General features: G+C 72.5%; 23 protein-coding genes. 14 read left to right on the top strand and 9 right to left on the bottom strand.

The genetic code is table 11. The annotated features are described in order from the left end of the window. Positions 1 to 83 precede the first annotated feature (83 nt). Genes LPA41_RS28915 through LPA41_RS28885 form a run of 7 tightly spaced genes read left to right on the top strand, consistent with a single transcriptional unit; the run spans position 84 to position 6,886 of the window. Complete coding sequence (locus LPA41_RS28915; protein ID WP_229074058.1) at positions 84 to 926, top strand: nitrilase-related carbon-nitrogen hydrolase; 843 nt, start codon at positions 84 to 86, stop codon at positions 924 to 926. Then, the gene (gene hydA / locus LPA41_RS28910) at positions 923 to 2,323 is read left to right on the top strand and encodes a dihydropyrimidinase (protein WP_229074057.1); all 1,401 of its coding nucleotides are present in this window, start codon (positions 923 to 925) and stop codon (positions 2,321 to 2,323) included. The genes LPA41_RS28915 and hydA overlap by 4 nt, the downstream gene beginning before the upstream one ends. A gap of 12 nt (positions 2,324 to 2,335) precedes the next feature. Next, positions 2,336 to 3,331, top strand: coding sequence for a TIGR03842 family LLM class F420-dependent oxidoreductase (locus tag LPA41_RS28905; RefSeq protein ID WP_229074056.1), 996 nt, complete (start codon positions 2,336 to 2,338; stop codon positions 3,329 to 3,331). Next, positions 3,328 to 4,170 carry an ABC transporter permease gene (locus tag LPA41_RS28900; protein ID WP_229074055.1) on the top strand — a complete coding sequence of 281 codons (843 nt, stop codon included), beginning with the start codon at positions 3,328 to 3,330 and terminating at the stop codon, positions 4,168 to 4,170. The genes LPA41_RS28905 and LPA41_RS28900 overlap by 4 nt, the downstream gene beginning before the upstream one ends. Next, positions 4,167 to 4,955, top strand: coding sequence for an ABC transporter ATP-binding protein (locus tag LPA41_RS28895; RefSeq protein WP_229074054.1), 789 nt, complete (start codon positions 4,167 to 4,169; stop codon positions 4,953 to 4,955). The genes LPA41_RS28900 and LPA41_RS28895 overlap by 4 nt, the downstream gene beginning before the upstream one ends. Next, the gene (locus LPA41_RS28890; protein ID WP_229074053.1) at positions 4,955 to 5,719 is read left to right on the top strand and encodes an ABC transporter permease; all 765 of its coding nucleotides are present in this window, start codon (positions 4,955 to 4,957) and stop codon (positions 5,717 to 5,719) included. Before LPA41_RS28895 ends, LPA41_RS28890 begins: the two co-directional genes overlap by 1 nt. A gap of 30 nt (positions 5,720 to 5,749) precedes the next feature. Further along, positions 5,750 to 6,886, top strand: coding sequence for an ABC transporter substrate-binding protein (locus tag LPA41_RS28885; RefSeq protein WP_229074052.1), 1,137 nt, complete (start codon positions 5,750 to 5,752; stop codon positions 6,884 to 6,886). Between the two features lie 352 nt (positions 6,887 to 7,238). Here LPA41_RS28885 and LPA41_RS28880 read toward each other — a convergent pair whose 3' ends face one another. The 5 genes from LPA41_RS28880 to LPA41_RS28860 form a co-directional block, all read right to left on the bottom strand. Then, a complete protein-coding gene (locus tag LPA41_RS28880; protein WP_229074051.1) occupies positions 7,239 to 8,012 on the bottom strand; it encodes a hypothetical protein in 774 nt (257 codons plus the stop codon). Between the two features lie 73 nt (positions 8,013 to 8,085). After that, positions 8,086 to 8,949, bottom strand: a complete 864-nt coding sequence (locus tag LPA41_RS28875) for a hypothetical protein (protein WP_229074050.1) — start codon at positions 8,947 to 8,949, stop codon at positions 8,086 to 8,088. Then, positions 8,946 to 9,542: a hypothetical protein gene (locus LPA41_RS28870; protein WP_229074049.1), complete on the bottom strand. Its 597-nt coding sequence runs from the start codon at positions 9,540 to 9,542 to the stop codon at positions 8,946 to 8,948. The genes LPA41_RS28875 and LPA41_RS28870 overlap by 4 nt, the downstream gene beginning before the upstream one ends. Positions 9,543 to 9,610: 68 nt before the next feature. Beyond that, positions 9,611 to 11,893, bottom strand: a complete 2,283-nt coding sequence (locus LPA41_RS28865; RefSeq protein WP_229074048.1) for a bifunctional diguanylate cyclase/phosphodiesterase — start codon at positions 11,891 to 11,893, stop codon at positions 9,611 to 9,613. Then, positions 11,890 to 13,740, bottom strand: coding sequence for a sensor domain-containing diguanylate cyclase (locus tag LPA41_RS28860; RefSeq protein ID WP_229074047.1), 1,851 nt, complete (start codon positions 13,738 to 13,740; stop codon positions 11,890 to 11,892). The genes LPA41_RS28865 and LPA41_RS28860 overlap by 4 nt, the downstream gene beginning before the upstream one ends. A gap of 120 nt (positions 13,741 to 13,860) precedes the next feature. On the opposite strand from LPA41_RS28860, the gene LPA41_RS28855 reads away from it, so the two are divergent. Beyond that, on the top strand, positions 13,861 to 14,916 hold the full coding sequence (locus LPA41_RS28855) for a hypothetical protein (RefSeq protein ID WP_229074046.1): 1,056 nt from the start codon (positions 13,861 to 13,863) through the stop codon (positions 14,914 to 14,916). Positions 14,917 to 14,922: 6 nt separating this feature from the next. On the opposite strand, the gene LPA41_RS28850 is transcribed toward LPA41_RS28855, so the two are convergent. Beyond that, positions 14,923 to 15,717 carry a hypothetical protein gene (locus tag LPA41_RS28850; RefSeq protein ID WP_229074045.1) on the bottom strand — a complete coding sequence of 265 codons (795 nt, stop codon included), beginning with the start codon at positions 15,715 to 15,717 and terminating at the stop codon, positions 14,923 to 14,925. A gap of 154 nt (positions 15,718 to 15,871) precedes the next feature. Between LPA41_RS28850 and LPA41_RS42535 the strand changes: the two genes are divergently transcribed. Then, positions 15,872 to 17,248, top strand: coding sequence for a serine/threonine-protein kinase (locus LPA41_RS42535; RefSeq protein ID WP_304523802.1), 1,377 nt, complete (start codon positions 15,872 to 15,874; stop codon positions 17,246 to 17,248). Between the two features lie 28 nt (positions 17,249 to 17,276). Here LPA41_RS42535 and LPA41_RS28835 read toward each other — a convergent pair whose 3' ends face one another. Beyond that, a complete protein-coding gene (locus LPA41_RS28835; protein ID WP_229074044.1) occupies positions 17,277 to 18,287 on the bottom strand; it encodes a LacI family DNA-binding transcriptional regulator in 1,011 nt (336 codons plus the stop codon). 150 nt (positions 18,288 to 18,437) lie between these two features. Between LPA41_RS28835 and LPA41_RS28830 the strand changes: the two genes are divergently transcribed. From LPA41_RS28830 to LPA41_RS28820, 3 genes are all read left to right on the top strand, one after another. Next, the gene (locus LPA41_RS28830) at positions 18,438 to 19,397 is read left to right on the top strand and encodes a GlxA family transcriptional regulator (protein ID WP_229074043.1); all 960 of its coding nucleotides are present in this window, start codon (positions 18,438 to 18,440) and stop codon (positions 19,395 to 19,397) included. An 85-nt stretch (positions 19,398 to 19,482) separates the two neighbouring features. Beyond that, a complete protein-coding gene (gene gap, locus LPA41_RS28825) occupies positions 19,483 to 20,478 on the top strand; it encodes a type I glyceraldehyde-3-phosphate dehydrogenase (RefSeq protein ID WP_229074042.1) in 996 nt (331 codons plus the stop codon). 16 nt (positions 20,479 to 20,494) lie between these two features. Continuing rightward, on the top strand, positions 20,495 to 21,511 hold the full coding sequence (locus tag LPA41_RS28820) for a LacI family DNA-binding transcriptional regulator (protein WP_229074041.1): 1,017 nt from the start codon (positions 20,495 to 20,497) through the stop codon (positions 21,509 to 21,511). 603 nt (positions 21,512 to 22,114) lie between these two features. Here LPA41_RS28820 and LPA41_RS28815 read toward each other — a convergent pair. After that, a complete protein-coding gene (locus tag LPA41_RS28815; protein WP_229074040.1) occupies positions 22,115 to 22,681 on the bottom strand; it encodes a helix-turn-helix domain-containing protein in 567 nt (188 codons plus the stop codon). A 47-nt stretch (positions 22,682 to 22,728) separates the two neighbouring features. On the opposite strand from LPA41_RS28815, the gene LPA41_RS28810 reads away from it, so the two are divergent. After that, positions 22,729 to 23,679 (top strand): trans-aconitate 2-methyltransferase, encoded by a 951-nt coding sequence (locus tag LPA41_RS28810; RefSeq protein ID WP_229074039.1) that lies wholly within the window; start codon positions 22,729 to 22,731, stop codon positions 23,677 to 23,679. A gap of 116 nt (positions 23,680 to 23,795) precedes the next feature. Here LPA41_RS28810 and LPA41_RS28805 read toward each other — a convergent pair whose 3' ends face one another. After that, complete coding sequence (locus LPA41_RS28805; protein WP_229074038.1) at positions 23,796 to 25,682, bottom strand: MFS transporter; 1,887 nt, start codon at positions 25,680 to 25,682, stop codon at positions 23,796 to 23,798. A gap of 168 nt (positions 25,683 to 25,850) precedes the next feature. Here LPA41_RS28805 and LPA41_RS28800 point away from each other — a divergent pair, with 168 nt between their 5' ends. Continuing rightward, positions 25,851 to 26,426 (top strand): hypothetical protein, encoded by a 576-nt coding sequence (locus LPA41_RS28800; RefSeq protein WP_229074037.1) that lies wholly within the window; start codon positions 25,851 to 25,853, stop codon positions 26,424 to 26,426. Positions 26,427 to 26,578: the final 152 nt, after the last annotated feature.

Genomic DNA, 26,578 nt, shown 5'->3' with positions numbered 1-26,578 from the left:
ACACATGACGAGGAGTAAACACACGATCACAGGCGCTCCGCAGCGCACTGCGCGTGCATAAGATCAATTGAGAGGGGCCGCACATGACGACCGGAGTCGTCCGCGCCGCCCTCGTCCAGACCACCTGGACGGGCGACAAGGAATCGATGATCAAGGCGCACGAGGACTACGCTCGTGAGGCCGCCGCCCAGGGTGCGAAAGTGATCTGCTTCCAGGAGCTTTTCTACGGCCCGTACTTCTGCCAGGTGCAGGACGCCGCCTACTACGAGTACGCGGAATCCGTCCCCGGACCCACCACCGAACGATTCCAGGCCCTCGCCGCCGAACTCGGCATGGTCATGATTCTGCCGATGTACGAACAGGAACAACCGGGCGTTCTCTACAACACCGCGGCAGTGGTCGACGCCGACGGGAAATACCTCGGCAAGTACCGCAAGAACCACATTCCTCAGGTCAAGGGATTCTGGGAGAAGTTCTACTTCCGGCCCGGCAACCTCGGATATCCGGTGTTCGACACGGCCGTCGGCCGGGTGGGCGTCTACATCTGTTACGACAGGCATTTCCCGGAGGGCTGGCGGGCGCTCGGCCTGAACGGCGCGCAGATCGTCTTCAACCCGTCGGCCACCAGCCGCGGCCTGTCGTCGTACCTGTGGCAGCTGGAGCAACCGGCCAGTGCCGTCGCCAACGAGTACTTCATCGGCGCGATCAACCGGGTCGGCGTCGAGGACCTCGGTGACAACGACTTCTACGGCCAGACGTACTTCGTCGACCCGGAGGGCAAGTTCGTCGGCGACGTCGCGGACACGCACCAGCCCGAGCTGATCGTCCGGGACCTGGACCTGAGCCTGCTCGCCACGGTCCGGGACCGCTGGCAGTTCTACCGGGACCGCCGGCCCGACGCCTACGGGGACCTGGTGCAGCCATGAGCTTCCTGATCAAGGGTGGAACGGTCGTCGGCCCGGCCGGCGCGATCCTGGCGGACGTCCTGGTCGACGGCGAGACGGTCGCGGCGCTGTACGCGCCCGGCCGCGGCCCCGAGGGCGTGGCGACCATCGACGCCACCGGCAAATACGTGATCCCGGGCGCGGTGGACGCGCACACCCACATGCAGCTGCCGTTCGGCGGCACCGCGGCGAGCGACACGTTCGACACCGGCACGCGGGCGGCCGCCATCGGCGGGACCACCACGATCATCGACTTCGCGGTGCAGCGGACCGGCGAGGTGGTGCAGGACGGCCTGGCCGCCTGGCACGGCAAGGCGGACGGCAACTGCCACATCGACTACGCGTTCCACATGATCCTCGGCGGGGTGGACGACGAGTCCCTCAAGGCCATGGATCACCTGGTCACCAACGAGGGGATCAGCAGTTTCAAGCTGTTCATGGCGTACCCCGGGGTGTTCTACTCCGACGACGGCCAGATCCTGCGCGCCATGCAGAAGGCGCGCGACAACGGCGCCATGATCATGATGCACGCGGAGAACGGGCCGGCCATCGACGTCCTGGTCAAGCAGGCCCTGGAACGCGGCGAGACCGACCCGATCCACCACGGCCTGACCCGGCCGCAGGAGCTGGAGGCGGAGGCCACCAGCCGGGCGATCTGGCTGGCGAGCGTCGCGGCGGACTGCCCGCTCTACATCGTGCACCTCTCCGCGTCGAAGGCGCTGGAACAGGTGGCCGAGGCGCGGGACCGCGGCCGCAACGTGTTCGCCGAGACCTGCCCGCAATACCTGTACCTGACCCTGGAGGACCAGCTCGGCGCGCCCGGGTTCGAGGGCGCCAAGTGGGTCTGCTCGACGCCGCTGCGCAGCAAGCACGAGAGCCACCGCGCCGACCTGTGGCAGGGCCTGCGCACCAACGACCTGTCGGTGGTCTCCACCGACCACTGCCCGTTCTGCTTCAAGGACCAGAAGGAACTCGGCCGCGGCGACTTCTCGAAGATCCCGAACGGGATCGGCAGCGTCGAGCACCGGGTCGACCTGATCTATCAGGGCGTGGTCGACGGCAAGCTGTCGCTGAGCCGCTGGGTCGAGACGATCGCCACCACCCCGGCCCGGATGTTCGGGCTCTACCCGCGCAAGGGCGTGATCGCGCCCGGCTCGGACGCCGACATCGTGCTCTACGACCCGGCCGGGCGGACCCGGATCAGCGCCGCGACACACCACATGAACATGGACCACTCCGCGTGGGAGGGCTGGGAGATCGACGGCCGGGTCGACACCGTCATCTCCCGGGGCGAGGTGATCGCCGCGGGTGGCGAGTACACCGGGCGGGCCGGCCGCGGCCGCTACGTCAAGCGCGGCCTCAGCGACTACCTGGTCTGAACGGGAGCACACATGGACATCGGAGTGGTGCTCCAGAACGACCCACCGGCACTCGAACTCGTCGCGTGGGCGCAGAAGGCGGAGGCCGCCGGCTTCAGTCACTTCTGGACCTTCGACTCGCACGTGCTCTGGCAGGAGCCGTACGTCGTCTACTCGGCGATCCTCGGCGCCACCGAGCGGATCGTGGTCGGCCCGATGGTGACCAACCCGGGCACCCGGGACTGGACGGTCACCGCGTCGTTGTTCGCGACGCTCAACGAGATGTACGGCAACCGGACCGTCTGCGGCATCGGCCGGGGCGACTCGGCGCTGCGGGTGCTCGGCCTGACCCCGCAGACCCTGGGCCAGCTACGCGAGAGCGTCCAGGTGATCAGAGGGCTGGGCAACGGCGAGACGGTCACGGTACGCGGCAACGAGATCCAGTTGGCCTGGGCCGCCGACAGCCGCCTGGAGGTCTGGGTGGCCGCGTACGGGCCGAAGGCGCTCGCGATCACCGGGGAGGTGGGCGACGGGTACATCCTGCAGCTCGCCGACCCGGACATCGCCGACTGGATGATCGGGACGGTTCGCAAGGCGGCCAAGCGGGCCGGCCGGGACCCCGACACCATCAAGTTCTGCGTCGCGGCGCCGGCCTACGTCGGCGACGACCTCGAACACCAGCGCGGTCAGACCCGCTGGTTCGGCGGCATGGTCGGCAACCACGTCGCCGACATCGTGGCCCGGTACGGCGGCGACGGGGCGGTGCCGCAGGCGCTCACCGACTACATCAAGGCGCGGGACGGCTACGACTACAGGGAGCACGGACGGGCCGGCAACAGCCACACCACGTTCGTGCCCGACGAGATCGTCGACCGGTTCTGCGTGCTCGGCCCGGTCGAGGCGCACGTCAAGAAGCTGGAGCAACTCAAGCAGCTGGGCGTCGACCAGTTCGCCGTCTATCTGCAGCACGACGCGAAGGACGAGACACTCGCCGCGTACGGCGAGAAGATCATCCCGGCGTTCGCATGAGGAGGATCCTCCCGATCGCCGCCGGGCTCCTGCTGGCCGCACTGCTCTGGGAGGGCTACAAGGCGCTCGGCAACCCGGCGGGCACGGTGCTGTTCGGCGTCCGGGTCCTGCCGCGCGCCGACGACTTGTCCATGCCGCACCTGGCCACGATCGCCGACCGGCTCGGTTCCCCCGAGCTGGCCGGCGGCCGGCCGGTCTGGCAGGTCGTCCTGGAGGCCTGCGTCTTCACGCTCGGGATCACCGCAACCGGATTCCTGGCCGGGGCGGTCGTCGGGTTGCTGCTGGCGGTCGCGATGCAGCGGTTCCGGATCGTCGAGCGCGGGCTCCTGCCGTACGTCATCCTCTCCCAGACCGTGCCCCTCGTCGCGCTGGCGCCGCTGATCGCCGGCTGGGGCGGCATCCTGATGCCGCCCTGGGCGACGGTCGCGGTGATCGCCGCCTACCTGGCCTTCTTCCCGGTGGCGGTGGGCATGCTGCGAGGGCTGCAGTCGCCGTCCGCCGCCGGTGTCGAGCTGATGCGCAGCTACGCCGCCGGGTGGTGGCGCACGCTGCTGAAACTGCGGTTCCCGGCGGCGCTGCCCTACCTGTTCCCGGCGCTGCGGCTGGCCGGCGCGGCGGCGGTGGTCGGCGCGGTCGTCGGCGAGATCTCCACCGGCACCCGCGGCGGCATCGGCCGCCTGATTATCGAGTACTCGCGGGAGGCCACCTCGGACCCCGCCAAGGTCTACACGGCGATGCTCGGCGCGGCGCTGCTCGGCCTGCTCGTGGCCGGCGCCGTCAGTCTCCTCGAACTGCCGCTGATGCGGCACCGGCGCCACGTGGAGGTGGTGACACTGTGACAGCGGCGGTGGTCGTCGACGGGGTGACGAAGATCTTCAACCGGGGGCGGCCCGACGAGGTGCTCGCCCTGACCGACGTGGGCCTGACCGTGGGCGACGGCGAGTTCGTCTCGCTGATCGGGCCCTCCGGGTGCGGCAAGAGCACCCTGCTGCGCCTGATCGCCGACCTGATCCCGCCGACCACGGGCACGGTCACGGTGGCCGGGCGGCCGGCCGGGCAGGCGCGCCGCGACCAGGAGTACGGCATCGCCTTCCAGCAGGCCGGCCTCTTCGAATGGCGGACCGTGCGCCGCAACGTGGAGCTGCCGCTGGAACTGCGCGGCGCCGGCCGGGCCGAACGCCGGGCCAGGGCCGAGGAGATGCTGGACCTGGTCGGTCTCGCCGACTTCGCCGGGCACTACCCGGGCCAGCTCTCCGGCGGCATGCAGCAGCGCGTCGCGATCGCCCGGGCGCTGGCCGTGCGGCCGCCGCTGCTGCTCATGGACGAGCCGTTCGGCGCGCTCGACGAGATGACCCGCGAACGCCTCCAGTCGGAGCTGCTCGGCATCCGCGCCACGACCGGGACCAGCACCGTCTTCGTCACCCACTCGATCTCCGAGGCGGTGTTCCTCTCCGACCGGGTGGTGGTCATGTCGGCACGCCCCGGGCGGATCACCGCGGCGATCGAGGTGGCGCTGCCGTCCCGCGACGAGGCCGGACGCCAGTCACCGGTCTTCTTCGAGAAGATCACCGAGGTGCGCCAGGCGCTGCGCGGCACGCCGGCGCCGATCACCGCGGAGGCGTGATGCGTACGCTGCTGCGCGTCCTGCCCCCGGTGCTCACCGGCATCGTCGCCGTGGTGCTCTGGGAGCTCACCGTGACCCTCGGCCGGATCGCCCCGTTCATCCTGCCGGCGCCGTCGGCGATCTGGCGGGAACTGCTCGTGCAGCGCGGCAACGTCGCGGAGGCGGCGCTCGCCAGCGGCGCCAACGCCCTCGCCGGCCTGGTCGCCGGCTCGGTGCTGGCGATCCTGGCGGCGCTGCTCGCCAGCCGGTCGCGGATCCTCGGCGAGGTCTCCGTGCCGTTCGCCGCGGTGATCAACGCGCTGCCGATCATCGCGCTCGCCCCGATCCTCAACAACATGTTCGAGTCGACGAGCAGTGTCCCGCGCCGGCTGGTCACCGCGATCGTCGTGTTCTTCCCGGTCTTCCTGAACCTGCTGCGCGGGCTGCGCGAGGTGGACCCGATCCATCAGGAACTGATGCACGCGTACGCGGCCGGCGGCTGGACCTTCGCCCGCAAGGTCCGCCTGCCCGGCGCGCTCCCCCACCTCTTCACCGGTCTGCGGCAGGCGTCGTCGCTGGCCGTGATCGCCGCGGTCGTCGCCGAGTACTTCGGCGGCCTCCAGGACGGTCTCGGCTCCCGGATCACCTCGGCCGCGGCTTTCACCGCGTACCCCCGGGCCTGGGCCTTCGTGGTCGGCGCCTGCCTGCTCGGACTGACCTTCTACCTGGTGACGCTGCTGCTGGAACGGCTCGCCATGCCGTGGCGGCAACGGCTCATCGCCTGAGTTCTCCCGCCGTTTCTCCCGGAGGTTGCTGTGCCACGAAACCGGATATTTACCTCTGTTGCCGTCACCGCTCTGCTTCTCGCCGGGTGCGGCACCGCCGACCAGGGCACCACCGCGGCGCCCGGGGCGAGCGGCGCGCCCACCCCGGTCAAGCTGCAGTTGCAGTGGTTCTACCAGGCCCAGTTCGCCGGCTACATCGCCGCCGTCGACCAGGGGTTCTACGCCGAACAGGGCCTCGACGTGGAACTGCTGGAAGGTGCCGTCGACATCGTCCCGCAGACCGTGCTGGCCCAGGGCAAGGCCGACTACGCGGTGGCCTGGGTGCCGAAGGCGCTCGCCTCCCGGGAACAGGGCGCCGGGATCACCGACGTCGGGCAGATCTTCGCCCGCTCCGGCACCTACCAGGTCGCCTGGGCGGACAGCGGCATCACCAAGGCCGCCGACCTCAAAGGCAAGAAGGTCGGCAACTGGGGCTTCGGCAACGAGTTCGAGCTGTTCGCCGGCATGACCAAAGCCGGCATCGACCCCGGCAAGGACGTCACGCTGGTGCAGCAGCAGTTCGACATGCAGGCGCTGCTGAAGAAGGAGATCGACGCCGCACAGGCGATGAGCTACAACGAGTACGCCCAGCTGCTGGAGGCGACGAACCCGGCGACCGGCAAGCTCTACACCGCCGACGACTTCTCGATCATCGACTGGAAGACCGAGGGCTCGTCGATGCTGCAGGACGCGGTCTGGGCGAACACCGAGAAGCTCAACGACCCGGCGTACCAGCAGCAGACCGTGAAGTTCCTGACCGGCACGATCAAGGGCTGGGCGTTCTGCCGGGACAACGCCGAGAAGTGCCGCGACCTGGTCGTCGCGAAGGGCTCGAAGCTCGGCAAGAGCCACCAGCTCTGGCAGATGAACGAGACCAACAAACTGATCTGGCCGTCCACCGGCGGCATCGGCGTGATCGACCCGGCGGCCTGGCAGCAGACCGTGGACATCTCGATGACGGCGAAGAACCAGACCGGCGAAACGGTACTCACCAAGGCACCGGAGGGCCTGGCCTACACGAACGACTACATCAACCAGGCCCTGGAGGCCGCCAAAACCGCCGGCGTGGACGTAACCGGCACAAACTTCCAACCCACCACGGTGACCTTGGAATCCGGCGGCGCCTGAGCCTCCGACTCCCGCCGGCCCTCACGTTCGGCACAGAACCGTCCCCCATGATCGCAAACAACAGCGCAGCGGGGCTGGCTGTCACCCACGGTCGCCCGAGAGCGCTCCCCACAGCCATGAGCGACAGCCCACCGGCCCCGGCTGTCACCCACGGTCGCCACAGGGCACCTTTCACAGCCGTGGATGACAGCCACCGCTGGGCTGTCACCCACGGTCGCCCGAGAGCACTCCCCGCAGCCGTGATCGACAGCCGGGCCGGCGCGATCAGCGGTGAAGCCGGGTGGCCGAACACCGGCTGAACCCACCAAGCCCGCAGCGGCCGGGCTCGCCCGGCCGGCCGGAACCGGCGCTACTAGAGCGGGATCAGGCGGGCGGCCAGGGCGACCGCTGTCAGGTCGCCCTCGCGGAGCAGCTTGGCCGCTCGGGGCTCGTTGAGCGCCTCCAACCGGGTCGCGGTGGCCTCGATCAAGTCCTGTTCACCGGCGAGCAGCCGGCGGGCGATCCGGGCCTGTGCCGGGCTCAGCTCCGCGTAGGCACAGCGGTCGAGCGCCGAAATGGTCTGCTCGTCGAGCCGGCCGGCCATCGCGCGCTCGGTCACCACCTTCGTCAGCCAGCTCGGCCACCAGCTGTACTTGCCCATCACCGAGCCGGAGTTGAGGGCCGTCCCGGGCGCGTGGCCGGCCGCGAGCATCCGGACCGCGAGGTCGTTGTCGAACCGTTCCATCCGCAGCGCGCCGACGAAGACCCGCAGGATCTGCTGCGTCTTGAGGAACTCCTCGGCCGCGGAGGCGGCGTCGGCGAACCGGCCTTCCAGCAGGTGGCACGCGGCGTGCGCCGGGGCCAGCTCGAACGCGTCGCCGGAACGTTCCTCGAGTCGCCGTACGGTCTCGACCAGCCGTTGCACGGCTTTGCCGGCCCGCTCGGCCAGCTCGGCGCTGTTCGGCTTGTTCAGGTGACGGACCACGACGTCCGCGGCGATCTCGGCCTCCCGCCGCAGCAGCGGCGAAGCGATCTTCGCGTTGATCAGATCACCGAGGCCCTCGGTCAGGTACGCGGTGTCGAACCGATCGGAGGCCTCTTGGAACTGCGCCCACCAGGACGCGGGGTGTCTCCGCTCATCAGTCACCTACTAAGGGTGACGTCTCGGATACGGAACGGCAACGTAAATGGTCAGTGCGCCTTTTCACCGGCCCGATCCCTCAACTGGGACGCTCCGCGACAAGGGCACGCGGGTCGAGCATCCCGGCCTTCGCCACGGTCCGGCTCAGCGGCCGGGCCAGCTCGGCCAGCCGCAGACAGCCCTGCTCTCCCAGTTCCCGGTACGCGGGTTCGGCCAGCCGGTCGGTCCGCTCCTCGATCTCGGCCCGCAGCCGCCGCCCCTCGCCGGACAGTTCGGTGCCGTCCAGCAGGCCGCGCGCCCGCAACCCGTCCTGGGCCGCCGCCCACTCGTCCCGGCTCCAGCCCCGGCTGCCCCGCAGGAACCGCTCGTCCACCTCCCCGCTGGCGACGTGCAGCACGATCGCCTCCAGGCCGCTGACACCGGCCGCGAGCAGGGCCGCGACATGCCCGTCACCCCGGAACTCCCGCAACAGCATCTGCGCGTGGAAGAGCACCAGGTGCGGCTCCTGCGGCCAGTCCAGTTCCGCGTGGGCGGCGAACAGTGGCCGGCCCTGCGGCCACCGGGTGGCCGCCTGCGCCGCGACGCGCGCCAGCGAGGCCGCCTCGGCCACCTCCGGCCCGGACAGCACCTCGGCGCCCAGCCCCCGGGTGAGCGCCGCGCCGGCACCTTCCAGGCGGGCCGCCACCATCGCCGCCGGCGACGTGGTCGCCCACACCGAGGGAAGGGCCCGCGCCACGAGGGCCGGGTTGAAGTTGTAGAACGTGGCGGTGACGACCCCCGGCCCGCAGGGGCCGAACGCCGCCGCCCGGGACGCGAAGTAGCCCGCGCGCGCATCCTGGACGCCGGCCTGGGCATAGGCCTGCACCGCCTCGGGCGCGAAGTAGACCATCGCGTGCAACGGCTCGGTGACCCGCCAGGCCAGGCGGTACGGGCTTTCGGTCACGGTGTGTCCTCCCAGGGCAGCTCGGCAGCATCGGACGAGGTCGCGGCCGGTCCGCCCAGCGGCAGCCCGGCGGCGTCGGACGCGGGTGCCGCCGGTCCGCCCAGCGGCAGCTCGGCGGCGTCGGACGTGGTCACGAGCTCGGAGTGGCGGGGCGGGGGCAGGTCGGCCACGGTGTGCCAGCGCCCGGAGCGGCGGGCCGTCTCCCGGACCACCAGGTGCACCGGCAGCGGCGGCGGCATGAACGGCCCGGTCCCCCAGCGCACCCAGATCGCGACCCGGCCGGCGGCGGCCTCGGCGAGCAGCTTGTCGACCGTACGCTGCCGGTCGGCCCGGTCCACCTCGATCGCGATCGGCGGCCCGTCGGGGCGGGCGCAGGCGACGTCCAGCACCGAGTTGCCCCGCAGCGGTGCCGGCAGCGGGAAGACGCTCGGCGCGCGCCGGTAGACCCGCCAGCCCTGCTCGGTGCCCCACCCGGCGATCTCGTCGGTCAGCCGCGCCGTCACCTGACTCTCGGTCAGGTCGGCGAAGGTGAGGCGCTCCAGCCGGTCCGCGAGCGACCGCGCGGTCCGGGTGCCGTCGTCCGCCGTGTCCATCGCCGTACCCTATCCACACCCGCCCGCCGGAACCGCTCAGGCCGCGGCAGAAACCGGCCGCGCTCAGGTCAGGCCGCGGCAGACCCGGCGCGGGACCGCTGTTCGGCCGCCATCCGGGCGGTGATCTCGTCGGGCGCCACCGGGCGGCCCAGGTGGTAGCCCTGCCCCACGGTGTATCCGATGGCCCGCAGCCGGTCGGCCTGTTCCTGGTTCTCGATGCCCTCGGCGACCGTGTCCAGGCCCAGCGCGTCCGCCAGCTGGGCCACCGCGCGGGCCACCGCCTGCCGGGCGTGCGCCGCCGGCGTGCCCAGTTCATCCAGTTCGATGCCGTCGACGAACGACTTGTCCAGCTTGACGATCGACGCCGGGAAGGCGCGCAGCAGGCTCAGCGACGACTCGCCGGTGCCGAAGTCGTCGAGCGCCAGCCGCACGCCCGCGTCGTGTAGTTCGCGCAGCACGTGCAGCATCTGCGGGCCGCGCAGCACCGCCGACTCGGTGAGTTCCAGGACGAGCCGGTCGGCGGGCAACCCGGCGTCGGCCAGGGCGGCGCGCACGTCGGCGACGAAGTCGGGGTCGTGCAGCTGGCGCACCGAGACGTTCGGCGACACCTTGGCGAACGCGTCGGGCCCGAACGCGGCGAGCCAGGCCGCCGCCTGCCGGCACGTCTCCCGGAGCACGAAACGGCCCAGCGGCACGATCAGCCCGGTCCGTTCGGCGGCCGGGATGAACTCGGCCGGGGAGACCACGCCGCGTTCCGGGTGCAGCCAGCGGACCAGGGCCTCGGCGCCGACCAGCCGGCCGTCGGCCAGGCCGACGAGGGGCTGGTAGACGACCCGGAACTCACCGGCGTCGAGGGCTCGGCGCAGGTCACCGCCGAGGGCGGCGTGCGCCTGGGCGGTGCGTTCCATGTCCCGGGCGTACCGCACCCAGTTGTTCTTGCCGCGTTCCTTCGCGACGTGCATCGCGGTGTCGGCGGCGCGCAGCAGCGCGCTCGGCGCGGTGCCCGGCGTGGCGGTGGCCAGACCGGCGCTGACGTGTACGAGCAACCGGTGCGCCCCGAAAGACGCGGCGGTCATCGCCATCACCCGGTCCGCCACGGCCGCGCCCCGGTCCTCCTCGTCCAGGAGGATCGCGAACTCGTCGCCGCCCAGCCGCGCCACCACCCCGTCGCCGCCGGTCGCCGCGGCCAGCGCCGCCGCGAACGCGACGAGCAGTTCGTCGCCGGCGTCGTGGCCGAGCGAGTCGTTCACCGTCTTGAAGTCGTCCAGGTCCACCAGCAGCACCGTGGCACCGGCCGCCCCGCCGGCTAGGGCCGCGTCGAGTCGCCGCCGGAACAGCGCCCGGTTGGCGAGGCCGGTCAGCGCGTCGTGGTCGGCCTCGTGACGCAGGCGCGCCTCCGACTCCCGCTTCTCCCGCAGCAGCCGGTTGTTCTCCCGGAACGACAGGTACTGCCGGAGCGTGACCAGGGCGGCGACCGTGACCGCCACCCCGACCACCACCCGGATCTCCCAGAGCCGGTCGCCGGGGTCCAGCGGTCCGATCAGCATGTCGGCGACCGGGATGTCGACGGCGAGCACCGCGAGATAGGGCAGCCAGACGTTGCCCCGGCGGGCCGGTGGCGCGTCGGCGGTGCGCCGCTGACGGCGGGCCGCGACGGCGACCAGCACCGGGACCAGCGGCATGCACAGCGCCTGCGCCACCACCGGACCGTCCTCGCCGCCGGCCACACCCGCCTCCGCGACGACGGCCGCGACCAGGCCGGACGCCGCGATGAGGCGCAGCGCGACCCGGTCCACCGGCCCACCGGCGATGTACGAGACCTTGGTGATCGCGCCGGCCGCGAAGACGAACGCCAGCAGCAGGATGCCCAGCACCGGCGTGCTCCACGCCGTCGGCGAGGCGACCATCGGGGCCAGGCCGAAGTGCCAGAGCAGCACGGTGCAGCCGAGGAACGCGATGGTCCGGTCCAGGGCCTGTTTACCGCGCTCGTACCAGCTCGCGACACCGAGCGGCACCCGGGCCACCGCGACCATCGCCAGCAGCATCCCGGCTCCGGCCAGCACCACGGCGGGTCCCGGCATGGCGGGCAGTTCGGGGGAGGTGGCGAACGCGGCGGCGGCGAGGACGCCGTACCCCGCGGTCAGCAGCAGGCAGGCCGTCTCCAGGGTCCGCCAGAACTGCCGTGCCACCGGAGTGAGCGGCGTGGACCGCCGCAGGCCGCGGACCGCGAGGACGGCGGCGATCAGGCCGGCCGGCATGAACAGGTAGGCGATCGCGACCGGCCCGGTCCCGGTCGCCGACCAGAACAGGTACCAGAGCGCACCCAGCACCGCGACCGCGACGGCTGTCACGACACCGCCCTCGAGCGCTGCTTCTCCTCGTACATCCGCAGGTCCGCGGCGTTGAGCAGGTGGTCCGGGTCGGTGGCCGGTCCGCACGCGACACCGATGCTGGCGCCCACCGGCAGCGACCGTCCGGCTACCTGGGCGGGCTCGGTCAGTGCCGTGCGCAGGCGCGCCGCGAGCCGCTCGGCCGCCGTCGCGTCACCGCCGGCGACCAGCACCGCGAACTCGTCGCCGCCGAGCCTGGCCGGCACGTCCCCGGGCGCGGTGCCGGCCCGCAGGACACCCGCCACGTGCCGGAGAACCGCGTCACCGGTGCTGTGCCCGTACGTGTCGTTGATCTGTTTGAAGCCGTTCAGGTCGATCAGCAGGACCGCGGCGTCACCGGGTTCGGCGCGGACCGCGGCGGTGAACTCGCGGCGGTTCGCCAGCCCGGTCAGCTCGTCGTGCCCGGCCTGGAAGCGCAGGCGTTCATGCAGCTCGCGAGCCTCGGTGACATCCCGGGCGTTGCAGATGACGCCGCCGACGCCCGGTTCGTGGGTGAGGTTCACCGCGAACACGTCGAGCCAGCGCCAGGTGCCGTCGGCGCGGCGGAACCGGGCCTGATACGCCAGTTCGGCGCCCGGCGTGCGGTAGAGGTGCTGGAAGTCGGCGTCCAGGCGGGCCTCGTCGTCGCGGTGCAGCACGTCGCGCGCGGTACGACCGAGGACGTGGTCCGCCGGCAGGCCGAGGATCCGCTCGATGGCCGGGCTGACGTACCGGAAGCGCTCGTCCGCCGCCAGGATCGACACGATCTCGGAGGAGTGCCGCAGCATCTCCTCGAGCAGGTGCTCACGCCGGCGGATCTCGTCCAGGCTGTCGTCGAGCCGGTCCAGCAGGCGGTTGTTCTCGCCGAGCGCCACCAGCTGCCGGGCCACCACCAGCGCCACGTTGAGCACCAGACCGGCCAGGGCGCCCCACGCGGTCAGGCCGAGGCCGCCGGTGGCGAGGGTCAGCACGAGCGCGGCCGCGCAGACGACGGTCCCGGTGTACGGCAGGACGCTGTAGCGCCGCCGGCGCCGCGCGGCCGGGCCCTGCCGTTGCCGCTCGCCCGCGCCGGGGTCACCGAGCAGCTGCACCCGCGCACCGGCGGCGGAGAGCACGCAGGGCGCGAAGGCCAGCACCAGTTGCAGCCGGGCGTGGTCGTCGCCGAGCGTCGGGATGACGGCGGTCGAGCCGACCTGGAGCAGGATCGCGGCCGCCAGCAGCGCACCCGCGGGGACGGACATCGGGCTGTGCCCGTTCATCGCCATCCGGACCACCAGGAAGACGGCGCAGAGCAGCAGCCCGGAGCCGAGGGCCACCGGGTAGAGCACGGCGGCGCCGCCGGCCGCCACCTCCGGCCGGGAGACCAGGCACCAGGCGGCCACCCCGGCCGCGGAGCCGACGATCCCGGCGTCCAGGACGAACCGGGTGCTCTGGCCGCTCGTCCACGAACCGGCCGGGTAGCGCAGCGCGGCCACGCAGACCACGAGCATCCCGACGACCGCGGCGGTGGTCTGCGCCGGGTGGTAGGTGAGCCCGTTCCGGACCGGGTCGGTCAGCAGCGCCACGAACTGCACGGAGTCGCCGCCGAAGAACACGAGCGCGGCCGCGGCGACGGCCTGCCAGAACCGGCGGACCGGCCGCGGCACCCCGGGTGTCCGGGCCACCGCCCACGCCCAGATCAGCAGCAGCAGGTCCAGCGCCGGGGTGATCAGCCAGGCGACCAGGGTCTGTGCCCGGAAACCGCCCAGGCCGGCGGCGTATCCGGCGCAGAGCAGCAACCCGCCGAGCAGCAGGACGAGAAGGACCGGGTCACGTGTGGCCGGCCGCATCGCTGTCCTCCGTCTGTCACTCATGTCGTCGGCAGCGATCGGCCGGAACCCGCCCGGACTTAGATCTTCGGTCATTCGATCTTTGCCGGAATGCCACCGGCCCCCCTTACATTGACTGCCATGCATCTCTTTCGAGCAGGGGCCGCCACGCGTCTTCGCCAGGCAGGGGCCGTCCTGGCAGCGGGTATCGTCGCCGCGACGCTCCCGGCGCTGCCGGCCGAGGCCGCGGTGAGCCGGGCCGAACTGGCGCTTCGCTGGGCGCCGGTCCACCACCAGGACGTCGACGCAACCGGCACGCACGCGCTGGCCGGCAAGGCAGACATGATCACCGGGTACGACTTCGACGGCAACCTCAACGGCCGGGACAACTGGGACAACGCGGGCAAGGACACGACCGCGTACGCGTACTACTCGGTGGCCGAGACCGCGACCCACTGGTACCTGACCTACCTGTTCTTCCACCCCCGCGACTGGATCGACCACCCGCTGTTCGAGACCGAGCACGAGAACGACGGCGAGGGTGTCCTGATGGTGGTCGAGCGGGACGGCTCCGACCACGGGGTGCTGCGGGCCGCGGTCACGGTGGCGCACAGCGACTTCTTCTCGTACACGCCGGCCGGCAGCACCTGGACCAACGGCGGCGAGACGATCGACGGCACGCTGCGCACCGCGCCGTCGCCGCACGACCCCCACCAGCACCCGGTCACCGCACAGGAGGCGCGCGGGCACGGGCTGAAGGCGCATCCGCAGTACGCGATCAACGGCGACGGGATCGTCTACTACCCGTCACTGTCGGTCGCCGAGGCGCCGGCCGGGGCCGACGACCGGGACGTCCGGTACCGCCTGGTCGACGTCTTCGCGTCCGGCGGCCTGTGGGCCCAGCGGGCCAACACCAGCCTCTTCGCGGGCCTGGGCACCTTCGCCGGCGACACCAGCGGCGGCTGCGGTACGGGCACCTACGCGTGCGGCACCAACTCGGCGAACGCGCCGTGGGGCTGGGACGACGGCAACGACACGGTGGCCCGCGGTGAGATCGCCACCGACCCGGCGAGGCTGGCGACCGCCTACTTCACCGTGCCGGGGTCCCCGGCACGGACGTACACGTACAACCCGTACAGCGCGGCCGGCGCGGCGTTGCGGGAGGCCGCACGCACCCTCCCGCCCACCGTCGACTGACCGCCCTTACGCCGCGTCGGGCGTCTCGGCCGGCTCCGGGGTCGTGCCGGGCTCCGGGGTCGTGCCGGGCTCCGGGGTCTCGGCCGGCTCCGGAGTGACGACCGGCTCGGGAGCCTCGGGGCTGTCGGACGGCACCGGGGTCACGACCGGCGCGGGCGTCTCGGCCGGCAGCGGCGCCGGGGTCGTGGTGACCTTCTTCTTCCCGGTCACCACGACCTTGGCCGCGGTCAGGGTGACGTCGGCACGCGTACCCGTCACCTGGATCTTCTGGCCGGCACCGAGCGTGCTCAGCGCGCCCTTCTTGCCGTTGACCTTGATAGCGACGGCGGACGGCACGGTGATCGTGACGGTCCGGCCCTTGACGTCCTTGGTGCCGCCGGTGACCTTCACCGTCACGGTGTTCTTGGCCGCGTCGACCGCGGTGATCGTGCCCAGCGCGGCGAAGGGGACCTTCTTGACGGGCTTCTTCGCGACCGGCTTCTTGGCGACCGGCTTCTGGGCGACCGGCTTGCTCGGAGCCGGCTTGCTCGGGGCGGGCTTGCTCGCGACGGGCTTGCTCGCGACGGGCTTGCTCGCGACGGGCTTGCTCGCGACCGGCTTCTTGGCGGCGGGCGTGGTCGCTGCGGGCTTCTTGGCGGCGGGCTTCTTGGCGGCGGGCTTGGTCGCTGCGGGCTTCTTGGCGGCGGCGACGGCGGCCGGCGCGGAGCCGGACTGGGCGAACGCCGCCACGCCGGTGCCGGCGACCGAGACGGTGACGGCGGCGACCAGGGTGGCGGCGGCGACGGTACGGCGGATGCGCATCGGAACGAGCTCCTTGTTCTGGGGAGTTCCCACGATCAGCAGGCCCGGGTTCAGGCCGGTTTCCGGTCCGGTTGCGGGTGGGTTGCGCCTCACCACGGCCCCTCGGTGCCCCGCAGCGGTTGACATGCCCGCCGTACTCCGCGAATGTCCTGGCATGCACGATGTATGGCCGGCGCCGGCGATCCTTCTGGCTTCGCGGTACCGCCTCGTCAGCCTGCTCGAGACGGGCGGCATGGCGCAGGTCTGGCGGGCCACCGACGAACTGCTCGACCGGCCGGTTGCGGTGAAGCTGCCGGCCGGCGACACCCGGGCCGCGCACCTGGCCTGGCGCGAGGCCCGCCTCGCCGCGCGCCTGTCGCACCCGGGCATCGCCGCCGTGCACGACTACCGGGAGGCGGTCCGCCCGGACGGCTCGGTCGCGCCGTTCGTGGTGATGGAGCTGCTGAGCGGTGAAACCGTCGCGGCCCGCATCGCGGACGGCCCGATGCCGTGGGGCGAGGCCGTCTCGATCGGCGCCGCCGTCGCCGAGGCCCTGGCCGCCGCACACTCGGCGGGCGTGGTGCACCGCGACATCAAGCCAGGCAACGTGATGCTCTGCACCGGCGGGGTGAAACTGCTCGACTTCGGGATCAGCGCGGCCGCCGGCGAACCCGACGACGACGAGACCGGCGCCACCTTCGGCACACCGGCCTACGCCGCGCCGGAACGCCTGGACGGCAAACCCGCCGAGCCCGCCACCGACCTGTACGGGCTCGGCGTCCTGCTCTTCGAGATGGTGGCCGGCGTCCCGCCGTACTCGGTGGACACCTGGGAGGAGCTGGCCGTCGCGCAGGCGCACGGCCCGGCCCGGCTCCCCGACACCCTGCCGGAACGGCTGCGCGACCTCATCCACCGGTGCCTCGACGACGACCCGTACCGCCGGCCCTCCGCCGCCGAGGCACGCCGCGCCCTGTCCCGGCTGATCCCCTCGACCGCCGCCCGCCGCACCATCCCGCTGCCCACCCCGCCGCCGACCGGCAGCGCCCGGGTCGTCCCCCGGCCCGCCGGGGACCCCGGCCTGAACCGGCGGCGGGTGGCGCTCGGCGTCGGCCTGACGATCGCGGCCGGCGCCTTCGTGTTCCTGGTCAACACGGTCCGCAGTGACGAGGAGCCGCAGTTCGCGGCGCCGCCGAGCGTCGTACCGTCGAGTGCCGCGCCGACCGGCCCGGCGCCGACCACCGCGCCGCCCGCACCGCCGGCGGCCGTGTCCCCGCCGGCCACCCCGGCACGCGCGCTGACCGTGGACACCGCTGTCAGCCGGGTGAAGGACGCCGTCGAGGAGGGTGAGCAGGCCGGCGAGATCCGGCCGGACGTCGCGCTGGACTTCCTGAACCTGCTGGGTCAGCTGAACGGGGTCGGCGACGTGAACGTCGACGACCAGGTCGACCTGCTGAGTGTCAAGGTGCGGCAGCGGCTCAGCGAGGGTGGCCTGACCGAGGCGCAGGCCGGTCTGATCCAGGAACGCCTGACCGACCTGCGCGGCGCCGGCTGACGCCGGCTCCCCGCCCGGCCCGCGTCCGTCAGGCGGAGCCGCGCAGGATCAGGCGGGTGGGCAGGACCGTCTCCCAGTCTGCCGGCTCCTCGCCGTCGAGCTTGGTGAGCAGCAGCCGGACCATCTCCTGGCCCATCTGCTCGATCGGCTGGTAGACGCTCGTCAGCGGCGGGTCGGTGTGCCGGGCGATCACCGAGTCGTCGAACCCGATCACGGCGACGTCCTCCGGCACCCGGCGGCCCGCGCGGCGCAGCACCCGCAGCGCGCCGGCCGCCATCATGTCGGAGGCGGCGAACACGCCGTCGATCTGGGGGTGCTGGGTGAGCAGCCACTCCATCGCGGTGGCGCCGCTGAGCTCGCCGAAGTCGCCGCGCGCGGCCGGGCCGTCGCCGACGACGTCGCGGTACCCGTCGTAGCGCGCGATGCCGGCGGCCATGTCCAGCGGGCCGGTGATCGTGGCGATGCACGTGCGGCCCTGTTCCCGCAGATAGGTGACGGCGGCCCGGGCCCCGCCCCGGTTGTCGGCGTCCACGAAGCTCACCGCGTCCGGGTGGACCGGGCGGCCGACCCGCACGGTGGGCACGCCCCGCTCCTCCAGCACCGCGGGCAGCGGGTCGTCGCCGTGCAGCGACAGCAGCAGCGCGCCGTCGACGTGCTGGCGGGTCAGGTAGCCCTCGAGCTGCCGCCGCTCCTCGGGCGCCTGCGCGATCATCAGGACCATCTGGAGGTTGCGCGCCACCAGCACCGAGGAGACCGACTGCACGATCCGGCCGAAGAACGGCTCGGCGAAGAACCGCTCGCCGGACTCGAAGATCACCAGCGCGATCGAGTCGGTGCGCTGTGTCACCAGGGCTCGCGCCGCCCGGTTGGGCACGTAGCCAAGCGCTTCGATGGCGTCCTGGACCGCCGCCCTCGCCCGGGGGCTCACCTGCGCCGACCCGTTGACGACACGGGACACCGTGCCCCGGCCGACACCGGCCCGGGCCGCGACCTCCTCCAGCGTCGGCCGCCCTGTCGAGCGGCTCCGTTCGTCCCGCATCGCCGGCCGTCCTCTCCGCGTCGCCGCACGCAACCGACACACGGTACACGTGCGTCCGCGTCCAGAGGGTAGCCCGCCTGGCGAAATCCTTGCGTACCCTGTCCGTACCGCCAGTTCCGCGCCGCCGTGCAGGCCGGGCATGGTGAGTACGTGCACGGAACTCACAAGATCGCTGTGCTGGTCCTCCCGGGCGCGGCGCCGCTCGACGTCGGCATCACCTCGCAGGTGTTCGCGCCGCGCGAGGAGCACGCCTACGACCTGACCCACTGCTCACTGGCCGCCGGTCAGGTGCCCGGCCGGGACGGGCTCGGCTTCGTCGTCGAACACGGCCTGGAGGCGCTGGCCGAGGCGGACACGGTCATCATCCCCGGCTACCGGTTCCCGGTGCGGCCGTTGGAGACGCGGGTGCTCGACGCGCTGCGGGACGCCGCCTTCCGCGGCGCCCGGATGGTCTCCATCTGCACCGGGGCGTTCGCGCTCGCCGCGATCGGCCTGCTCGACGGGCGCCGGGCCACCACGCACTGGCGGATGGCGCCGACGCTGGCCCGCGAATACCCGAAGGTGCAGGTAGACGGCGGTGTCCTCTTCGTCGACGAGGGACAGGTGCTCACGTCGGCGGGAGTGGCCGCCGGCATCGACCTCTGCCTGCACATCATCCGGCGCGACCACGGCGTGCAGGCGTCCAACGCGGTGGCCCGGGTGCTGGTCGCGGCGCCGTACCGCAGCGGCGGCCAGGCGCAGTACCTGCCCCGCGGCATCCCGGAGCCGCTCGGCGACGTGTTCGCGGCCACCCGGGAGTGGGCGTTGCGTCACCTGGACGAGCCGCTCACCCTGGCCACGCTGGCCCGGCACGCCCGGGTCTCCGAGCGCACGTTCGGGCGGCGGTTCGTCGAGGACACCGGTTACACGCCGATGCAGTGGATTCTGCGGGCCCGCGTCGACATGGCCCGGGCATTGCTGGAGTCGAGCGACTTCGGGGTGGAACAGGTGGCCGCGCGGGTCGGACTGGGCACCGGCGCCAACCTGCGGCTGCACTTCCAGCGGATCCTGTCGACGTCGCCGAGCGAGTACCGGCGGGCGTTCCGCTGGCGAGAATCTCGCGCTTCCTGACGCCGCACCGCCGCTGGCGAGAATCTCGCGCTTCCTGACGCCCCGCCGTCTATTTCGCGACAAAGCTGGATAGCAGGCTGAGGGCATGACACGAGTTGCCATAAACGGTTTCGGGCGCATCGGCCGTAACGTGCTGCGCGCCGCGCTGCTGCACACCGACGTCCGGATCGTCGCCGTCAACGACCTCGCCGACGCCGCCACCCTCGCCCACCTGCTGCGCTACGACAGCACCCTGGGCCGCCTCGGCCGCCCGGTCGAGGCGCACGACGACCACCTGATCGTGGACGGCCGGCGGATCGAGGTGCTCAGCGAGCGCGAACCCGCCCGGCTGCCCTGGAAGGACATCGGCGTCGACGTGGCCCTCGAATCCACCGGCCGATTCACCGCCGCCACCGACGCGCGCGCCCACCTCACGGCCGGCGCCCGCAAGGTGCTGGTCAGCGCGCCGTCGAAGGGCGCGGACATCACCATCGCGTACGGGCTGAACCACGGCGACTACGACCCGGCCGTCCACGACGTGGTGTCCGACGCGTCCTGCACCACCAACGGGCTCGCCCCGGTCGCGGCCGTCCTCGACGACCTGGCCGGGATCGAGACCGGGTCGATGACGACGATTCACGCGTACACCCAGGAGCAGAACCTTCAGGACGGCCCGCACCGGGACCTGCGCCGGGCCCGCGCCGCCGCACTCAACATCGCGCCCACCACGACCGGCGCGGCCACCGCGATCGGCGCCGTGCTGCCGCGCCTCGACGGCCGGCTCACCGGGTACTCGGTGCGCGTGCCCGTCCCGGTCGGCTCCCTCGTGGAGCTGAACGCCCTGGTCGAGCGCCCGGTCACGGTCGAGGAGATCAACAGCGCGTTCGAGGCGGCAGCGGCCGGTCCGCTGCGCGGCATCCTGGAGTACTCCTCGGACCCGCTCGTCTCCTCCGACATCACCGGCAACCCGGCGTCCTCGATCTTCGACTCGCTGCTGACCGCCGCGCACGGCCGGCTCGTGAAGGTCGTGGCCTGGTACGACAACGAGTGGGGCTTCGCCAACCGGGTCGTCGACACGCTGCGCCTGCTGGGCCGCGATTAATCTCTAGACTGTGCCGATGGCGGTCACCTTGGCAGATGTGGCCCGGCTTGCCGGGGTCTCCCCCGCGACCGTCTCCCGCGTGATCAACGACAGCGCGAAACGGGTCAACGAGGACCTCCGCGAACGCGTCCTGGCCGCGGTCGCGCAGTTGCACTACGTGCCGAACGCGCACGCCCAGCACGTGGCACGCCCCCGGCAGGCCGCGGTCGGCGTGATCGTCCACGATGTCTCCGACCCGTACTTCGCCGAGATCACCCGGGGCCTGCAACGTCAGGCCGCCGACCACGGCAGGCTCCTGGTGATCTGCAACAGCTACCGCGAGCCGGAACGCGAACTGGCGTACGTCGCTCTGCTGCGCGCCCAGCAGGTGCACGCGCTGATCCTGGCCGGTTCCGGCTACCACGACGACGCGTTCACCGACCGGCTCAACGGCGAGCTCGCCGCCTACCAGCACTCCGGCGGGCGCGTCGCGGTGATCGGCCGGCACCGGATCGTCGGCAGCGCCGTCCTGCCGGCCAACCAGGCCGGCGCCCACGCGCTGGGCCTGCGCATCCTCGGCCTCGGCCACCGCCGCGTCGGCGTGATCGCCGGGCCCCACCTGCTCACCACCACCACCGACCGGCTGACCGGTTTCCGCCAGGCCTTCGCCGACACCGGCGTCCCGCTGCCGCCGGCGCGGATCGTCCACGCCGACTTCACCCGCGACGGCGGCGCCACCGCAGCCACCGCGCTCCTCGACGCCGACCCCACGCTCACCGCGCTCGTCGCCCTCAACGACTCGATGGCGGTCGGCGCCCTAGCCGCCCTCCGCGACCGCGGCGTCCGCGTCCCCGACGACATCTCGGTGACCGGTTTCGACGACATGCCGATCGCCCGGGACGTCACACCGGCCCTCACCACGGTGCGCCTGCCCCTCGTCGAAATGGGCGAACGAGCCATGGCCCTGGCCCTCGGCGACGACCAGACCCCGCGCTCCGAACCCGCCCCCGCCACCATCACCTGGCGAGCCAGCTGCGCACCCCCAACCCACTGACCCAGCCGTACGGGCGCCCGCACCCCCGCCCTCGCCGCGCACCCGCTCTCCCCCGACCGCCGCCCTCCCCGCCGCGCATACGCCTACCGCCGCTCTCCCCGACCGCGTCCTCCCCGCCTGTGCATATGCCTACCGCCGCGCCCCTCCGGCCACGTCTCTCCCGCCGCGCCCCTCCGGCCACGTCTCTCCCGCCGCGCCCCTCCGGCCACGTCTCTCCCGCCGCGCCCCTCCGGCCACGTCTCTCCCGCCGCGCCCCTCCGGCCACGTCTCTCCCACCGCGCCGGTCCGGCCGCGTCCCTCCCACCGCGCCGGTCCGGCCGTGTCTCTCCCGTCGCGCGGGTCCTTGGCGAGATGTTGATCTGCTAGCGCTACAAAATCGCTGTGATCAAGGGGCTAAAACCGCGATTTCGCACCGCTAGCAGATCAACAAGGCCGCCCTTGACCCTCCGGCGCGCACTCGCCCGGCGGCGCGCCCCGCCCCTTGCCGCGCATCTGCCCGGCGATATGCCCCGCCCCTTGCCGCGCATCTGCCCGGCGATATGCCCCGCCCCTTGCCGCGCATCTGCCCGGCGATGCGCCGGAGGTCGCCGGTCGCCGCGGCGCTCAGGCGTCGAGGTGCACACGCTCGCCGTCGTGGTCCAGGATGGCGATCACCTCGGCGGGCCCGCCGCGGGCCCCGAACGCGTGCGGGATCATCGTCGAGAACGCCGCCGCCTGCCCTGCCTCGACGATCACCGTGCGTTCGCCGAGCACCAGCTCGATCGTCCCGGACAGCACCGTGAACCAGTCGCGCCCCGGATGCACCCGCAACGCGTCCGGGCCTCGCTCGGCCGGCCGCGTCAGCCGTATCCGGGCCACCGTCATACCCTGCCGCCCCGGCTCGTGGGTGAGCACCCACGTGGTGATGCCCCGCTCCGGATGGTGATGCGGCGTGATCACCACCTCGTCACCGGCCGTCTCCACCAGCGAGTCCAGACTGGCACCGAGTGCCCGCGCGATCGCCGTCAGCTGGTCGAGCCCGATCCGCCGATGCCCGGTCTCGATCCGGCTGAGCGTGGACGGGCTGAGGTAGCAACGGGCGGCCAGTTCGTCCAGCGACCACCCTTTGGCGACCCGAAGGCCTCGGATGCGGGCCCGGACGAGAGCGTCCACCTCGGCGTCTTGCGTCATACGCAAGATTATATGCGTTGCAGGCAAGGACGTCGTATGGTCGGTACATGCCACACGATCACGCACCCGCCGACCGCTCCCCCCAGCACAGTCAGAGCCACGGCGGTCACGGCGGCCACGGCGAGCGCCAGCACGGGCAGAGCCAGCACGGGCAGAGCCACAGCACGCGTGGCCACGGCGGCCACGGCGGCCACGGCGACAGCCACTCCGGGGCCGGCCTGCCCGAGTTGCTCGACCTCGACGCCGAGCTGGCCCGCCCGCAACTCGACGAACTCACCGCCCGGGCCGCCGCACTGGCCGGCCACCCGGTCCGGCACATCGTGGACGTCGGCAGCGGCACCGGAACCGGCACGTTCGCCCTGCTGCGCCGCTTCCCCGAAGCCGCCTCCACCACCGTGGACAGCTCCGACGACATGCTGGCGCGCCTCACCGAGGCCGCACGCCGGCACGGCGTCGACACCCGGATCACCCCGTTGCGGGCCGACCTCGACGCCGGCTGGCCCACCCTCGAACCGGCCGACCTGATCTGGGCGTCGTCCTCGATGCACCACATGGCCGAGCCCGACCGCGTGCTCCGCGACATCCGGGCCACCCTGCGCCCCGGCGGGCTGTTCGTGATGCTGGAGATGGAGGCGATGCCGTGGTTCCTGCCGCCCGGCTTCGCCGACGGCCTGGAGGACCGCTGTCAGGCGGCCGCCACCGAGGCCCGCAACGAACATCTGCCGCACATCGGCTCCGACTGGCCGGCCCGCCTCGACGCAGCCGGCCTGACCGTCCTGGAGGCGCGCCCGCTCACCGTGGCGATCCCGGCGCCGCTGCCCGCGAACGCGCTGCTCTACGCCGGTACGGTCCTGGGCCGTTATCGCACCACCCTGGCGGACCGCCTCTCCCCCGCCGACCGCCGCGCCCTGGACGACTTGCTGGCGCCGGGTGCGCTCGCGGCCCGTTCCGACCTGTCCGTCCGCAGCACCCGGGACGTCTGGATCACCAGATCCTGAACCGCCACATCACGAGAGACCGCAGAACCGCGTCCTGAAGGACCGCGTACACCGCGTCCTGAGGGACCGCGTCCCGGACCCGCCACCACCGCGTCCTGGACCCGCCTGGCCCGGCATCAGCCCCCGACCGGTACGCCCGCACGCTCCTCAAGGGTCGCCTTGATCCGGTCGGCCTGGATGCGGCTCTTGATGCCGGTGATCGACTGCACCCGGTTGCGGGTGATCCGGCCGTTGGCGCGCAGGTACTCCTCGAGCTGCTCGCCGTAGACGTCCAGGATCTCCTCGTCGGTGGCCGACCGGATGCTCTGCGGGCGCGGCAGCAGGTGCTGCCAGGGCTGGGCGCCGCCGGAGCCCTGACCGCTGAGCGCGAGCACGTAGTCGCCGACGAAGCCGCGCACCGTCTCCTCGTCGAGCCGCGGCGCGGCCGGGATGAGTAGGTCGATCAACTCGTAGGGGTCGGCCGGCAGCTCGCTCTGCCCCAGCTCCTCCTCGAGCGCGTTGCGCAGGTCTTCGAGCGCGGCCAGCCAGGCGGCGGAGCCGGGCGCGGCGGTGGCGGGTGCCGGGAGGAAATCCCGCCAGGGGTACGCGACCTCGCCGTACTCGCCGTTCAGTTCGCGCACGTAGTCGTTGACGAACGCCTTCACGACGCCCTCGCCGAGTTCGGAGTTGCGGGACGCCAGGGTGCGGGCGAGTTCGGTGATCCGGGGGTACGTCATGTCCGGCAGGTCCTCGACGCGGATCTCCAGGGCGACCTGTTTGCTGAGCCGGTCGACGGCGAGCCGCCACCAGGGCGAGCCGACGATGCTGACCGCGGGCCGGGCGCCGGTGCCGATCGACGCCCAGGCCGGGATCGCCGGGGCCGGGGAGACCGGGGCGTCGGCCGGTACGGGCTGGTCGGCGGGCCGCCGTGACACCGGCACGCCGATGGCGTCGGTGCGCTGCTCGACCGCCGGCGGGACGAACTGGACCTGCGGCGGCACGGCCGGCGACACGGGCACCGGGATTGCCGGCACCGCCACCGATCCGGCGGCGCCCAGCGACTGCGGAGAGCTGGCGGCGGACTGCGGAGGGGCGCCCGGCACCTGCGAAGGGACGGCCGGCACCTGCGAAGAGGTGGCCGGCGCCGGCGTGGAGGGGCCCGGCGACGGCGCGGACGCGGGCGGCGGCGTGAGCAACTCCGGGCGGATCGGCGCGGCCGCCCGGACCGCGCCCGGAGCCAGCAGGTCCATCACGCGCTCGATCCGGGCGAGCTGCTGGATCACGTCGGCGATCACCGGCTCACCGGCGGTCCGGGCGTCCTTGAGCAGCCGCGACCGCCACCACGCCTGGGGAACACGGCCGGCGCTGACCCGGTGGTAGTTCACGATCATCCGGCGGACCTGGCGCTCGGCTGCCATCCGTACCAGATCGGGGTCGTCGTCGGGGATCAGCCATCCCCAGCGCTCGGCGAGCCGGCGCGGGCTGTAGGCGAAGCGGCCACGCCGGACGCGCTGCCCGGCGGCGGTGAGCGCCGCCCACCACATCAGGAAGATCACGCAGGGTACGGCGAGGCGCAGCAGCTTCTCGGTGCCGGTGACCGCGTTGCTGGCCACGATGATGCCGGAGAGCGCGGCGATCAGGGCGGCGATGTAGAGCATCGGTCCCGGGTGACCGGGTGTGACGATCGTCCCGTCCGGAGCGTGCACGGTGGTCCGCCGGTACTGCTCGGCGGCGAGCGACGTTGCCGTCAGGAAGCAGATCTCGAAGACCGCGAACACCAGCACCGCGAAGATCTTCGGAAGGTTCAGCTGGTCGACCGCGATGACCCACATGCCCTCGGCGTTGAGCAGCAGCGCCAGGTTCATGCTGAACGCCAGCGCGATCGGCCGCAACGGCTTCTTCGACCGTTTGGCCCAGACGCCCAGGCCGGCGAGCAGGATCACGCCGAGCAGGCCCGCGCCGAGCAGCACCAGGGCGGCGTAGTCGTTCCAGAACTCCGCGACCAGGTCGTTGAGCTGCTTCACGCCGGGGCCCCTTTCTCCAAGTCGTCGGGCTTTCTACCACGCCGGTGTTACGCGCGGCGGGCACGCTACCGGACGGTGGGCCTCCGCCGCGATTCGCTGCGGGATCGCGGGCGGGCCGGTGCCGCCGTCGAGTGGCGGGCGGCCGAAGATCACCTTACGGTCGGCCGGATGGGATGGACACTCGTCGTAGTCGTGGTCGTGCTGGCCGCTCTGCTCGGTGGCTGGGTGATAGCCAGGAGCAGCCGGGAGGAGCCGAGACCGCCGGAACCCGACGATGTGGACGAGCTGCTGGCGGACGCCGAGGCCGTCCGGACCGCGGCGGAACGGGCGGCGGAGGCGGCCGACGAGGCACGGCACCGGGCGGAGTCGGCGGCGCGGGCCAGCGCCGAGGCCGAGCAGCGGTACCTGGCGGCACAGTGGGTGACCCGCGACGACCAGACGAAGAATCGCCTGGTGCAGCGGGCGGCGCTTGACGCGTACCGGCGTGGTGACCTCGACGTCACCCAGCTGAACACCATCTGGGAACACGCCGGCGCCGTCGAGATGGACGAGCAGGAGGTGTACGCGGCCCGCGCCGAGTACGACCGGACACTCGCCGAGACCGCCCAGGTCCGGCAGGAGGCGCACGTCGCGGAGGTGGCCGCCGAGGTGCTCGCCGAGGAGACCCGGATCGTCGAACAGGATGTGCTCGACGCCCACGCGGACGCCCGCTCCGGCCTGGACGGGTTGCTGAAGGACTCCTGAGACACGGAACGGCCCGGCCACCGCGGGCGGATTCCAGGGGTCGTTGCAACACAGGTTGATTAACTGGTTTCGGCCAGGAGTTTAGCGAAGCGCTCGGCTGGGGTGTCCCAGCCGAGCGTTTTGCGTGGGCGGCCGTTGAGTTCGACCGCGAC

The organism is Actinoplanes sp. DH11, from assembly GCF_020873875.1.
In the GTDB taxonomy this organism is placed as follows: domain Bacteria; phylum Actinomycetota; class Actinomycetes; order Mycobacteriales; family Micromonosporaceae; genus Actinoplanes.
This window is presented reverse-complemented; position numbering and strand designations above follow the sequence as displayed.

Coding starts and splice junctions, on each gene's coding strand:
- LPA41_RS28835 (WP_229074044.1), bottom strand. CDS start 18,287: ATGCGGGACGAACGGAGCCGCTCGACAGGGCGGCCGACGCTGGAGGAG.
- LPA41_RS28905 (WP_229074056.1), top strand. CDS start 2,336: ATGGACATCGGAGTGGTGCTCCAGAACGACCCACCGGCACTCGAACTC.
- LPA41_RS28870 (WP_229074049.1), bottom strand. CDS start 9,542: ATGGACACGGCGGACGACGGCACCCGGACCGCGCGGTCGCTCGCGGAC.
- LPA41_RS28915 (WP_229074058.1), top strand. CDS start 84: ATGACGACCGGAGTCGTCCGCGCCGCCCTCGTCCAGACCACCTGGACG.
- LPA41_RS28890 (WP_229074053.1), top strand. CDS start 4,955: ATGCGTACGCTGCTGCGCGTCCTGCCCCCGGTGCTCACCGGCATCGTC.
- LPA41_RS28810 (WP_229074039.1), top strand. CDS start 22,729: ATGCCACACGATCACGCACCCGCCGACCGCTCCCCCCAGCACAGTCAG.
- LPA41_RS28850 (WP_229074045.1), bottom strand. CDS start 15,717: ATGCGCATCCGCCGTACCGTCGCCGCCGCCACCCTGGTCGCCGCCGTC.
- LPA41_RS28800 (WP_229074037.1), top strand. CDS start 25,851: ATGGGATGGACACTCGTCGTAGTCGTGGTCGTGCTGGCCGCTCTGCTC.
- LPA41_RS28860 (WP_229074047.1), bottom strand. CDS start 13,740: ATGCGGCCGGCCACACGTGACCCGGTCCTTCTCGTCCTGCTGCTCGGC.
- LPA41_RS28855 (WP_229074046.1), top strand. CDS start 13,861: ATGCATCTCTTTCGAGCAGGGGCCGCCACGCGTCTTCGCCAGGCAGGG.
- gap (WP_229074042.1), top strand. CDS start 19,483: ATGACACGAGTTGCCATAAACGGTTTCGGGCGCATCGGCCGTAACGTG.
- LPA41_RS28815 (WP_229074040.1), bottom strand. CDS start 22,681: ATGACGCAAGACGCCGAGGTGGACGCTCTCGTCCGGGCCCGCATCCGA.
- LPA41_RS28820 (WP_229074041.1), top strand. CDS start 20,495: ATGGCGGTCACCTTGGCAGATGTGGCCCGGCTTGCCGGGGTCTCCCCC.
- hydA (WP_229074057.1), top strand. CDS start 923: ATGAGCTTCCTGATCAAGGGTGGAACGGTCGTCGGCCCGGCCGGCGCG.
- LPA41_RS28900 (WP_229074055.1), top strand. CDS start 3,328: ATGAGGAGGATCCTCCCGATCGCCGCCGGGCTCCTGCTGGCCGCACTG.
- LPA41_RS42535 (WP_304523802.1), top strand. CDS start 15,872: ATGCACGATGTATGGCCGGCGCCGGCGATCCTTCTGGCTTCGCGGTAC.